Raw genomic sequence first — 12,915 nt, forward strand, 5'->3', positions numbered from 1 at the left:
GTGGAGCGACTGTAAGACCTTCTGGGAGTAAATCTCGTCAGGCGGGTGCATTGAAGCAGAAAGTCCCTAGCATCACTGTTAGGGAATCCCGCGCTGTCTCGTGAGAGCAGCGTCGGGAGGATGTCAATAGACGACAAACTGTAAAATTATAGTTATTCATAAATTTTGGCTAATCAATTTATCAAAATGTTGCTTGAAGACCGGCGCTCTCGATCCCCACGAGTGAAAGCTATCCCTGATAAGGAACTCCTAAAATCCTTTTCTGATAGGGAGATGGGGGGGTGGGGAGATGGGGAGGTGGGGGGAGTTTCGCCTCTAATTAAATACGTTTACTCTCCTATCATATCCATTGAATCGTAATAAACATAACCTTTTTCTAATGTCTAAGTTTTATCTTAAGAAAGATGTTTATAAAGCATAGCTTTGAAAGGGGGGCATTCTATGGGAAAACCAATCAATATTGCGGTTTAACAGATAATATCTTAAAAATGTCAAAAATTAATTCGTAGTGTCGTGTCAAGCTGAAAGTAGTGCAATAGATTTTTGACAAAAAGTGTTTAAAAATCATCATCGTACCATTTTTCTAAAGTAACATTTAAGGCTTGACACGAAAGTAGATTATACACTATAAAGAAAATCAGGAGCAACAAAAATATGGCAACAGCAACAAAAGGTAAAATTGGAGTTTTAATTGAAGACCATTTCGATTCTACAGAATATCTGAAATTTAATGAATTTTTCCCTCAAAAAGGCTATGAAGTAGAATATATTACTCATCTGTGGGGGCAAAAAGAATTACATTTTGGCTCTAACCCAGAAAATAATGTTGTCGAACAACAAGTTACTGTTTCTACAGAAGTTAATGATATTAACCCCTCAGACTATAAAGGGATAATTTGTATTGGCGCTTATGCTATGGATAGATTGAGGTATCAGGTAAACCCCAAAAAAGGAGAACCCAACCAAGCTCCAGCAGTAGCATTTCTCCGCAAAGCTGTCAATACTGAAAATGTAAAATTAGGAGCAATTTGTCATAGTTTATGGCTATTTTGTGCCGACAATGAAATGATTAAAAATAAAAAAGTTACCTGCGCTCATAACATTATTTGTGATGTAGAAAATGCTGGAGCAGATGTAATATTTAATGGAGATCAAACAGCAGATTTAGTAATTGATGGTAACTTAATTACGGCAAAACATCCAGGGGTGACAGATGAATTTATGGAAAAATTTGTAGAAGCGATCGAAGCTAATAATTGATTTGTAGTTCTGGCTTTTTTCAGAGGTAATTAGAGGAAAGTTTCATCTCATAATTCTAGTCTGAATTATTCTGAATTATGAGGTGAAACTGAAAAAAATGACCAGAGTAGTCTGCCAAATTTCAATTATTGGTGAGTGCGAGCAAGGTGTTTATAGACCAAGGAATAGGGAATAGGAAACAGTGAAAAAAAATAGCCTAGTCTAAGATTCATCATTATTATATATCCGCGCCCTACCTGTCTATTGCTATATGCTCCACATTTCCCAACTAAGTAGACAGAACAAATGGCTACAAGAGTTAGCAGAAATCATGATTTTTTAATTTCTATTTGTAAACATTGTCAAAGATAACCAAAAAATGAGTATCCCCTTAGAATTTACCTTTTCCGACCTAATAGCAGGATATGTCACCAGTTTCGACAAAGAAAAAGACATTTTTGGCATCAAAACAACAGATGGCAGAGAATTTCAAGCCAGACTAAGTCCGATATCTTACGCCAAACTCGTACAAAACTTAGACGAAGCATACCCAGATGCTACAGGTTCGATGCGGTCAATGTTAGTACCTGGTAGGTATATATTTACATACGGAGTCTTTTACCCAGATAGCCCCATATTTGAAGCCAAACAAATTATATTTGTCGGTCGCCAAGCAGACGACTACGTTTTTGAGAAACCAAACTGGTGGGTAGACCAGGTGCGTTCCCTTGCTAATTTTTATGTCAAAGCTCAGTTTGGCGATGAAGAAATTGATTATCGCAACTATCGCACAACCCTAAGTCTATCCGGTGCAAAATCTCAGGTAAACTTCTCTCAAGAAACTGATACTATTTCCCGGATGGTTTACGGGATGGCAACTGCCTATATGATGACTGGGGAAGAAACTTTTCTAGAAGCAGCAGAAAAAGGCACCGAATATCTGCGAGACCACATGAGGTTTGTAGACTTAGACGAAGGAATTGTCTATTGGTATCACGGTATTGATGTACAAGGAGAGCGGGAACAAAAAATCTTCGCTTCAGAATTTGGCGATGACTACGATGCTATTCCTGCTTACGAACAAATTTACGCCCTTGCAGGTCCATTACAAACATATCGGCTCAATGGCGACCCTCGGATCATGGACGATACCGAGAAAACGATTAAGTTATTCAACGACTTCTACCTGGATAAGAGCAAACGTGGTGGTTATTATTCCCACTTAGATCCTATTACTCTAGATCCTCTGAGTGAGTCATTAGGTCGGAACAAAGGTACGAAAAACTGGAACTCAGTTGGTGACCATGCACCAGCATATCTAATTAATCTCTGGTTAGTAACAGAAAAACCAGAATATGCAGATATGCTTGAATACACTTTCGATACTATTGAAAAGCGTTTCCCCGATTATGAAAACTCCCCCTTCGTCAATGAAAAATTCTTTGAAGATTGGAGTCCAGACCAGACTTGGGGATGGCAGCAAAACCGAGCAGTAGTTGGTCACAACATGAAAATTGCTTGGAATTTGATGCGGATGAATAGTCTCAAACCCAAGGATGCTTATGTTAATCTGGCAAAGAAAATTGCTGAGTTAATGCCAGGAGTGGGTAGTGACCAACAACGAGGTGGTTGGTATGATGTGGTAGAAAGAGCATTAGGAGAAGGTGAAAAGACTCACCGTTTTGTTTGGCACGACCGCAAAGCTTGGTGGCAGCAAGAACAGTCTATTCTAGCTTATTATATTCTCGCCGGAATTCTCAAAGAGCCGGAATATCATCGGTTAGCGCGGGAAGCTGCTGCTTTTTACAACGCTTGGTTCTTAGATACAGAAGATGGAGGGGTTTATTTCAACGTTCTTGCTAATGGTATTCCTTTCTTGGCAAGTGGTAACGAACGGGGTAAAGGTTCCCACTCCATGAGCGGTTATCACTCTACAGAGTTAGCTTTCCTCGCGGCTGTTTATACTAATCTATTGGTTAATAAGCAGCCAATGGATTTTTACTTTAAGCCTATTCCTGGTGGTTTCCCTGATAATATTCTGCGGGTGTCGCCAGATATTCTACCTCCAGGTAGTATTAAAATTGGCTCTGTAGAAATTGATGGCAAACCCTACAGTGATTTTGATGCTGATAAACTGAGTGTTAAATTGCCTGATACTAAAGAAAGGGTGAAAGTTAAGGTAAATATTGTACCTACCTGAAGGAAGAGGGAAGAGGGAAGAAGGAAGAAAGAAGAAGGAAGAAGGAAGAAGGAAGAAGGAAGAAGGAAGAAGGAAGAAGGAAGAAGGGAAAGTCTTACTTTCAGGACTTACACAAATCGACTTTTAAACCACCATATGTAGGGGCAAATGGGATTCGCCCTCGCTATATGTAGAGTCTCTGCATAAGTCCTGACTTTGTCTGAGTTCAAAAGTGTAGAGCTGTCCTAACCTTTCCTTTTGGGGACGTACAGAACTCAGGAGTTAGAGAAATAGAATAGGGGGAAAAGGTGAAAATTTACCTCCCCATCTCCCCATCTCCCCATCTTCCCATCTTCCCATCTCCCCATCTTCCCATCTCCCGATACTTCCTATATTATTATATAACCGGATTCTATATAATACCTATTGTGTTGGGTTTTCTCCTTATCCTGCGGATAAGCTGCCCTAACAGAGACGTTCCACACTGGCATTAGCCTGTCCTAGACAAACGTTCTTCAACCCAATCTATCTAAACACCTGAGTATTATTACACTAAATCCAATGGCAATCGAAATTAATATTAGAACAATAGAAGAAAATATTACAGTAGTAGAACTAACAGGGGATATTGATGCTAGTACAGCACCTAAAGTTTCAGAAGAAATTCTCCCCCTAGCGACTCCTGAATGCAAAATTCTGATAAATATGAGCAATGTGCCATATATGTCTAGTGCAGGGTTGCGTACATTACTATCATTGTACCGACAAACACAAGCAAAAAAAGGAAAAGTAGTATTAGTCGGACTTTCTGAAGATCTTCAAGATACCATGTCTGTGACTGGGTTTCTAGACTTTTTTGCAACTGCTGAAAATGTTGAGTCAGGAATGGCAACGCTAAAGTCAATAATTGATAATTGATCATGGATAATTACCTCTCCCTAAAAGGAAAAGAATTGAATAAAAAGAAAATTAATTCATTGTTTCTCCTTGCCCATGAGAGGCATTTTACCTTAATTATTCGGTAAAATCTTGTTAAGCTGTTCAGCATTTAAAGTACATATCCAATTTTTGTGAAAGGGCTTGTAACTGTTGGCTAAAATCTGGTATTATCTATAAAAATCTGGGATTATCTGTTTTATGCTATTAGGATTCAAAACTGAATTACATCCCATAAACCAGCAAAAAACGCTGCTGGCTAAACACGCAGGTGTGGCCCGTCATGCTTACAATTGGGGATTGTGGTTAACTAAAAACATCCTTAATCACAATTCAAATAATCCTGATAGTAAACTTAAATTTCCGACGGCAACGAATAAGCATAAACTTTTAGTAGCAATGGTTAAACCTCATAACTATTGGTCGGTACGAAGTGTCTAAAACAGTGCCTCAGTATGCTTTGAGGTATTTATCTCTAGCTTGGAAACGAAGATTCACCAAAGTGTCTGGTCAACCTAAATTCAAGAAAAAAGGTAAAGACGATAGTTTTACTCGTATCGGGCTCAATATCAGTAGGCTTTAATCGCATAAAATTACCAAGAATCGCATGGGTGAAAACTTATGAAATTTTGCCAGACAATGTTACTCCGTGTGGCTATAACTATAACTAAAAAAGCTGATAGATGGTTTGTCAGTTTCGCTCTGAGAAACAGCAAATATAATTACTGAGAAATCAGTAGATGTAGTTGGAGTAGATTTAGGAGTAAAATCATTAGCTACGTTATCGACTGGTGAAGTATTTGAGGGTGCTAAATCGAAAAGAAAATTAGAAGCTAAACTTTCTCGGTTGCAATATCTGAACCGACATCAAGTCAAGTTTTCTAATAATTGGAGAAAAGCACAACTAAAGATAGCTCAGTTACATAGCAGAATAGCTAACATCAGAAAAGATACATTCCATAAATTGACAGCTTACTTAGCCAAGAATCACAACCCACCCCCATCCCCTCCCGGGATGGGAGCTAGAGGGGTGGGTGAAGACTTAAATGTATCAGGAATGATGGCAAATCACAAGCTAGCTAAGGCTGCCCTAGTCTATGGGGTTTTACGAGTTTCGCCGACAGGCGCGAGTACAAGTGCAAGTTATATGGTTCTGAGCTGCTATATGTGGATAGATGGTTTCCTAGTTCTAAGACCTGCAGTAGGTGTGGAACTGAATCGCGGGTCTCTGTTGTTATCAGAGCGCGCAATCAAATTGCGAATACTGCAATTTCATTTGTGATTGCTCCGCAACGAACCGCGCGAACGAGACTTGAATGCAGCATTAAATTTAGCTATGGCGGGCAGTGAGAGCTACGCTCCGCGTTCCGCGTTTCGCGCTAGCGTTGCGCAGCAAACGCCCGTGACAGCCAGAGGATCTGGAGAACGCCGACGTTACCAGTGGAATAGGGAATAGAACAGGCTATCTAGAGAAAATCATAGATTTATATAGATAATCATAGGTTTCTAAGAACGGAGTAAGAAATATAAATAGGACTTACGCACTGGCAATAGATATAGGTCTTTGTGCGTTACGCTACCGCTAACACACCCTACCAATAGCTAGGATTTGAGATTGCTTCCATATGGGTCGCAATGACGAAAATACGCTGTAGGAGCCTAAGTCCTGAATTATTAATTATTAGACATAGGCGTGAAAATTAAAAATCAAATCAATTCTCATCCATAAATTATCAATTACTCCCCTCCACCGGAGGGGTTAGGGGTGGGTTAAGTGTTAAGTGTTAAGTGTTAAGTGTTCCATATTTTCCGGAGATGTTATTAATTACCTCTCCTATTTCCCCATCATAATTAATCATAAAGTCATGCAATTAGATCGTATTGATATTCACCCTACCCACAGTCACGGTGACTTGAAACTGCGTAGTGGGAAACCTTTTCCATTCGGTGCAACTCTGGTGCCGGGGGGAGTAAATTTTTCCATCTTCTCTTCTCATGCCACATCCTGTACATTGGTCTTGTTTCAAAAAGGTGATCCAAAACCAATGGCAGAAATTCCCTTTCCCGAAGAATTTAGAATTGGGAACGTTTATTGCATGATTGTCTTCGACCTAGATATAGAAAATATCGAATATGGTTACCGCATGGATGGACCTAATAATTTCCATGACGGTCAATGGTTCGATAAAAGTAAAATTCTCATGGATCCCTACGCTAAGGTTATTGGGGGTCGGGATATTTGGGGAGTCTTTCCTAACTGGGATGACAATTATCAACATCGAGCTAGAATTGCTTATGATGATTTTGACTGGGAAAATGACCGCCCTCTAGAAATACCGCCACAAGATCAAATTATTTATGAAATGCACGTTCGCAGCTTTACTGCTCATCCCTCTTCTGGTGTCAAACATCCGGGAACATTTGCTGCTATCCGGGAAAAAATTCCTTACCTCAAAGAATTGGGTGTTAACGCGGTGGAGTTGATGCCGATCTACGAATTTGATGAGTTTGAAAATTCCCGCCCCAGCCCGATAACAGGGGAAATGCTCTACAATTATTGGGGTTATAGCACGGTTGGATTTTTTGCTCCCAAGGCAGGATATGCAGCTACAGGTAAGTTAGGAATGCAGATGGATGAGTTAAAAACTCTAGTTAAAGAGCTGCATAAAAATGGAATTGAGGTAATTCTGGATGTTGTGTTCAACCACACAGCAGAAGGAAATGAAAATGGTCCGACAATTTCTTTCCGGGGTATTGATAATAAGACATATTATATGTTGACGCCGGAAGGTTATTATTTTAACTTTAGTGGTTGTGGTAATACTATTAACTGTAATAATCCTATTGTTAGAAATGTTGTGTTAGATTGTTTGCGCTATTGGGCAAGTGAATACCATATTGATGGTTTCCGGTTTGATTTGGCTTCAATTCTCGGACGCGACCCCTGGGGCGCACCTCTAGCAAATCCTCCACTATTAGAAACTTTGGCTTTTGACCCAATTTTAGCTAACTGTAAGTTGATTGCAGAAGCTTGGGATGCTGGTGGTTTATATCAGGTGGGTTCTTTCCCTGCTTTTGGACGTTGGGCAGAATGGAATGGTAAGTATCGCGATGCAATTCGTAAATTTATTAAAGGTGATTGTACTGTAGGGGAAATGGCGCAACGATTACAAGGTTCCCCAGACTTATATGCTTGGCAAGGTCGCGCACCTGCAACATCTATTAATTTTATTACTGCCCATGACGGTTTCACTCTAGCTGATATGGTTTCCTACAATGAGAAACATAACGAAGCTAATGGTGAAAATAATAATGATGGTGCGAATGATAACGAAAGTTGGAACTGTGGAGCGGAGGGTTGGACTGATGATCCAGGGATAAATGCTTTGCGTAGTCGTCAGATGCGAAATGCGATCGCAATTATGATGGTTAGTCAAGGTGTTCCTATGTTGTTGATGGGTGATGAAATAGGGCGGAGCAAAAATGGTAATAATAATACTTATTGCCATGACTCGGAACTAAATTGGCTAAACTGGGAATTATTGGAAACTAATGCTGAGTTATTTAGGTTTGTGAAAAATTGCATTGCATTTCGGAAAGCTCACCCAGTATTGAGAAATCGCAACCATTTCCGAAATCAAGATTATGCAGGTAGTGGAAATTCTGATATTACTTGGCATGGTACTAAGGTTTGGAATGCTGACTGGTCAGCTCATTCTCGAACTTTGGCTTTTATGCTTTGTGGTAAACACGCTAGAGAGGCAACAGAGCAAGATAATGATATTTATGTAGCAATGAATATGCACTGGGAAACTGTCTGGTTTGAAATTCCCGGTTTATCAGAGGGGAAACATTGGCACGTTTTTGCTAATACTGCTTGTAGCTCACCAGAAGATGCTTGGGAACCAGGAACTGAACCTATATTGGAAAATCAACAGGGGTTAATGGTTGGCGATCGCTCCGTAGTTATTTTGGTAAGTAAATAAACTCAGAAATGATATTATAAAGAGACCAAAAATTTCACCTATAGTGAAATTGCTACAAAATCCAAAAAAAATCAACAACAAAGGAAAAATTATGGCTTTTACAGTAACCCTAGAAACAATCAAAGATAATATTGCTAAAATAACATTATCTGGAGAACTAGATGGAGCTACAGCTCCTGAGTTTAAAACAAAAGTAGAAGAGGCAGCAGCGACAAGTCCGAAAAGACTTGTTTTGATGATGCAAGACCTAGAATTTATGGCAAGTGCGGGTCTACGGATATTGATTTTTGCTAAACAAAAAATGGGAACAGGTGTTGATATTTATATGGTAGGTGTTCAAGAAATGGTGCTGGATACTATCACCAAAACTGGCTTCAATCAAAGTGTTTATTTGCTAGATGAGTATGATGCGGCTAAGATAGAAGCTTAATTAGGGTTTGCTTATGGAAAGTCTTTTGGTAGAGGTAGGACTCAGGAGTCAGGAGTCAGCAGTCAGGAGAAACAGGGAATTTAGAGGAGATAAGAGTAAGAGTTGTCCTTCAATTTTTCTGTCCTTATTTTGCCCAAAATGCTAACTTTTTGAGGGTTTTAGACTTAAACAAGAGCACTTTTTTTTGCATCTAAGAAGGCTAAACCCTTTACCTGTAAATGCTTTTAGAATTAATCAGCAAGCCCTAATTAATAACCTATGAGAATCTGCTATGTCGTGAAAATTGGCTAAATAAAAGGGTAAGTAGACATGGCAGATTTCCTTAATTCAAAAAACCTGATTTTTCCCTATTTTTCTCCTACACTGTTATCTTAATAACAAGATTTTTTGGGGTGCTAGATCCAAATACAGGTTGACTCAGCTATTTCATTAATGGATAATTACCTCTCCCTAAAACGGATTGGATTGACGCGGAGCGTGAAAATTTTTTCTGATCGAGGGGAGATTGGATATGACGCTAACGCTAACGCACAACTTCAACGCTGCGCGACATGAAAAGCGAGAGCTACCGTAGCAAGAGGCAGCTCCTCTGAAAGAGGCAGCTCCTCTGAAAGAGGCAGCTCCTCCGTTTGCGTAGCATTCCGAAGGAAAGGAGGCAAGAGGCAGCGGCTCTGAAAGAGCGGGAGACCTCGCCATCCCATCCTACTCCATGCTTCGCTTTCCGACCGCTTGTTTCTCCTAATTAGGAGAGGCTTTTTACCTTAATTATTCGGTAAATGGAGGGAAACTTAATTTACATATAAAAGACTTAAAAAAATAGTAGAAAAACCTGCGAATTATGGGTCATAATTGATAGATTAGATTAAAAATAGATTGTTTGATTATATAGAATATGTACCACAATTTGATGATATTACTATATTGGCAGTGCAAATAAATTAACTAAAACTCTTAGCATAAAACAAAAAAAGGAGTATTTATGGAAGCATTAATATTACCAGGAAAACTAGAGAATTTAGGAGAAATTCGTCAATATATTAAGTCAGCAGCAACAGAAGCGGGTTTAGAAAAGAAAGCATCATATAAACTATGTTTAGCAGTAGATGAAATAGCAACAAATATTATTACTCATGGTTATAATAAGAATGGATTAGAAGGAAATATTTTTCTCAAAGCAGAAAGAAATGAGCAAAATTTAACTGTTTGTATTGAAGATACAGCCATACCTTACGACCCTACTATACAAGAACCATTTACAGAAGAAGATTTACAAAGCAATTTAGAAGAAGGTACCATTGGTGGTTTAGGAGTATACTTAGCGATGGAGGGTGTTGATGAATTTAAGTATGAAAGATTAGGCGACCGAAATCGTAATATTTTAATTATGAATAGGACGACAACATAATAGGGATAATTGTACTGAATATGCTAAATCAAAACTACTTAAAACCAGGTGACTTATACCGTTTTACGGAATTCAGAATTCAGAATTCTGAAGTTAGATTGGATAGGCTAAAAAAATTGACAAGACAACAGTTTGAGGCAATTATTTGACATTTAAAGTTTGAAACTATTTGTGACATCCTTAAAGTGAATTGGTATTACTACAAGTTATTTCACTTACTGGGTGTCTACGAGAGTTAGATATTTTTAACAAAGGAGTGGAATATTTACTAATCGCGTGGCTACCAAGTGGAATATTTACTATAATTTGATTGTATTTGAATGTTAAAGGTGGGTATAAATTAACTAAAACTATTTCTAAAAAACTCAAAAAAAGGAGTATTTATGGAACCTTTAGAAGTGCCTGGTAGCCTAGACTATTTACAAAAAATTCGTCAATATGTAGCTTCAGCAGCACAAGAAGCTGGTTTAGAAACAAGAGAAGCATCATTGAAGAGAGCAGTGGATGAAATAGCAACAAATATTATTACTCATGGTTATGATGAAGCTGGATTAGAAGGAAATATATATCTGGAAGCTAAAATAGATTGCGAAAGTCTCGCTATTGTTCTTGAAGATACTGCAATACTATTTGACCCCACAACAAGAGAAACTGTGACAGGGGAAACTTTAAGAGAACTTTTAGAAAATTTAGACCCAGGTGGCTGGGGGCTTTACTTAGCTAAGGAAGCTGTTGACGACTGGAGGTATGAAAGAGTAGGCGACCGAAATCGTAATATTTTAATTGTGAATAGGACTACTGGACTGACACGCCTTAAATGTTGCTTTAGGAAAATTTGCCAAACCTTGCTAGGGCAACAATTACAGTGAAAAATCTAATGCACTATTTTAGCTGTGTCAGTCTACTACAACATAATTAGGGAGAATCGTACTTAATATGCTAAATCAAAACTACTTAAAACCAGGTGACTTACTACAAGTTATTTCACCCAGTGGCTGTTTGCGAGAGTTAGATGCTTTGAAAAAAGGAGTGGAAATTTGGCGATCGCGTGACTATCAAGTAGAACTCACTCCTAACTACGACAAGCAGTGGGGTTATTTAGCAGGTACAGATGAAAGTCGCTGTAGTCAATTAGCAACAGCTATTAATAATAAAAATATTAGTGGCATTCTCTGTTCTAGGGGTGGTTATGGTGCTACTCGCTTACTCGAAAATTGGCAATGGCCATCAACATCTACTCCTAAATGGTTGATTGGTTTTTCTGATATTACAGCCCTACTCTGGACTTTTAGTAAGATGGACTTTCTCTGCGTTCATGGTCCATTATTGACTACCTTATCTGCCGAACCAGAGTGGTCAATCCAACGACTGTTTGATTTGATAGAGGGTCGTCCTCTACAACCTTTAAAAGGAAATGGTTGGGGTGGTGGTCAAGCAAAGGGTTATTTAATGCCTGCTAATTTGACTGTTGCTACTCATTTATTAGGTACTAAGTATCAACCAGATTTGAGTGGGACAATTTTAGCCTTAGAAGATACAAATGAAGTTCCTTATCGTATTGACCGAATGTTAACCCACTGGCGTATGGCTGGTGTTTTGCAGCAGGTTAAAGGTATCGCTCTGGGGCGCTTTAGTAAGTGTTCCCCTGGACGAATGAATCATACTGAGTTTACTGTAGAGGACGTATTGCGCGATCGCTTGGCTGACCTAAATATTCCTATTGTTTCTGACCTTCCTTTTGGTCATGACAGCCCTAATGCTGCTTTACCTGTGGGAGTGGAAGCTAATCTTGATGGAGATAAAGGTATTCTGGAAATTATTAGGAAGTAAGGAGTAAGAAGCAATATAGAATCCGGTTATCTAAATATATGTTCATAATTCTATCTAGACTTCAATATTCATAGGACTTACGCATAGACCATATATGTAGAGTTTAAAAACTATAACGTTATAGTTTTTGGCGCTATATGCAGTACCCATGCGTAAGTCCTGATTCAATCTCCCCCTGTACCCTGTCAAAAATCTCCCGCAGATATACAATAAGTGTTCAACCTGATTTTATATGAGGGTTTGGAAACCAAACTCCTACGGTAATGCTTTCTGATTTTTTTCGCTAATGAGGGGTATGACCCCAAAGCGCAACGTTATAGTTATTGAAATTTTCGGATGATATAGAATCGAGTTATATAATAAGTGTTCAACCTGATTTTATCAGGACTTACGCAAAGCTACTATATATAGAGTTCAAAAACTATAACGTTATAGTTTTTTACGCTATATCTGTGGTCTGGTGCGTAAGTCCTATTTATATAAGAAGTTGTGAGTTAAGAATTATCATATTTGACTACTTCCAATTTCTTCTATTGTGATGGGAGTAAGACCTCTAAGTATTCTTCATCTTTTCCCAATACTTAGCTCTTTTACCTTCCTAAATTTTAACTTTTTGGCGAGTCAAAATTTTTTGTTAAAAATCCTTGCTAATCGGTAAATTTAGCCAGCAGCTTAACTCCTGAGCAAGCCAATCACGCTCAGGAAGAGTCAAGAAGACAGTACCATTATCCACTGTGAATTTCTTCATTCCTACCCAAATGTTAATTTTAGGAGGTACTCTTTCAGTACCTCCTTCGCTCTCTTTTATTATATATGAGGGGGTGATTTCAATTTGTGTAATCTTATGTCGAGGTGCAGTTGATTGCCAGCACTTCAACCCGAATATTTCCAAAGAGTGAGAAATCTTTGA

At 38.6% G+C, this 12,915-nt stretch carries 11 protein-coding genes and 2 pseudogenes; 12 read left to right on the top strand and 1 reads right to left on the bottom strand.

Annotation, left to right across the window (positions count from 1 at the left end):
• Positions 1-654 precede the first annotated feature (654 nt).
• The 12 genes and pseudogenes from F6K22_RS13830 to F6K22_RS13885 all read left to right on the top strand — a co-directional run bounded on the left by F6K22_RS13830 (position 655) and on the right by F6K22_RS13885 (position 12,005).
• Positions 655-1,260: a DJ-1/PfpI family protein gene (locus F6K22_RS13830; RefSeq protein ID WP_293098471.1), complete on the top strand. Its 606-nt coding sequence runs from the start codon at positions 655-657 to the stop codon at positions 1,258-1,260.
• A 358-nt stretch (positions 1,261-1,618) separates the two neighbouring features.
• Positions 1,619-3,439, top strand: coding sequence for an AGE family epimerase/isomerase (locus tag F6K22_RS13835; protein WP_293098474.1), 1,821 nt, complete (start codon positions 1,619-1,621; stop codon positions 3,437-3,439).
• Positions 3,426-3,566 (top strand): hypothetical protein, encoded by a 141-nt coding sequence (locus tag F6K22_RS13840; RefSeq protein WP_293098477.1) that lies wholly within the window; start codon positions 3,426-3,428, stop codon positions 3,564-3,566. The genes F6K22_RS13835 and F6K22_RS13840 overlap by 14 nt, the downstream gene beginning before the upstream one ends.
• 413 nt (positions 3,567-3,979) lie before the next feature.
• Positions 3,980-4,336, top strand: coding sequence for an anti-sigma factor antagonist (locus tag F6K22_RS13845; protein ID WP_293098479.1), 357 nt, complete (start codon positions 3,980-3,982; stop codon positions 4,334-4,336).
• A 219-nt stretch (positions 4,337-4,555) separates the two neighbouring features.
• Positions 4,556-4,795 carry a helix-turn-helix domain-containing protein gene (locus F6K22_RS13850; RefSeq protein WP_293098482.1) on the top strand — a complete coding sequence of 80 codons (240 nt, stop codon included), beginning with the start codon at positions 4,556-4,558 and terminating at the stop codon, positions 4,793-4,795.
• Between the two features lie 280 nt (positions 4,796-5,075).
• Positions 5,076-5,288 (top strand): annotated as a pseudogene (locus F6K22_RS13855) (transposase); the annotation flags it as partial.
• 224 nt (positions 5,289-5,512) lie between these two features.
• A complete protein-coding gene (locus tag F6K22_RS13860; RefSeq protein WP_293098501.1) occupies positions 5,513-5,704 on the top strand; it encodes a hypothetical protein in 192 nt (63 codons plus the stop codon).
• 515 nt (positions 5,705-6,219) lie between these two features.
• On the top strand, positions 6,220-8,340 hold the full coding sequence (gene glgX, locus F6K22_RS13865; protein WP_293098485.1) for a glycogen debranching protein GlgX: 2,121 nt from the start codon (positions 6,220-6,222) through the stop codon (positions 8,338-8,340).
• Between the two features lie 91 nt (positions 8,341-8,431).
• Complete coding sequence (locus F6K22_RS13870) at positions 8,432-8,770, top strand: anti-sigma factor antagonist (RefSeq protein ID WP_293098489.1); 339 nt, start codon at positions 8,432-8,434, stop codon at positions 8,768-8,770.
• A gap of 979 nt (positions 8,771-9,749) precedes the next feature.
• A complete protein-coding gene (locus F6K22_RS13875; protein ID WP_293098492.1) occupies positions 9,750-10,175 on the top strand; it encodes an ATP-binding protein in 426 nt (141 codons plus the stop codon).
• Positions 10,176-10,558: 383 nt separating this feature from the next.
• Complete coding sequence (locus tag F6K22_RS13880; RefSeq protein WP_293098495.1) at positions 10,559-11,044, top strand: ATP-binding protein; 486 nt, start codon at positions 10,559-10,561, stop codon at positions 11,042-11,044.
• A 67-nt stretch (positions 11,045-11,111) separates the two neighbouring features.
• A complete protein-coding gene (locus F6K22_RS13885) occupies positions 11,112-12,005 on the top strand; it encodes a S66 peptidase family protein (RefSeq protein WP_293098498.1) in 894 nt (297 codons plus the stop codon).
• Positions 12,006-12,639: 634 nt separating this feature from the next.
• On the opposite strand, the pseudogene F6K22_RS13890 reads toward F6K22_RS13885, so the two are convergent.
• Positions 12,640-12,915: pseudogene (locus F6K22_RS13890) on the bottom strand (serine/threonine protein kinase); the annotation flags it as partial.

Origin of the sequence: Okeania sp. SIO2F4 (assembly GCF_010672385.1) — a bacterium.
Taxonomy (GTDB): Bacteria; Cyanobacteriota; Cyanobacteriia; order Cyanobacteriales; family Microcoleaceae; genus Trichodesmium.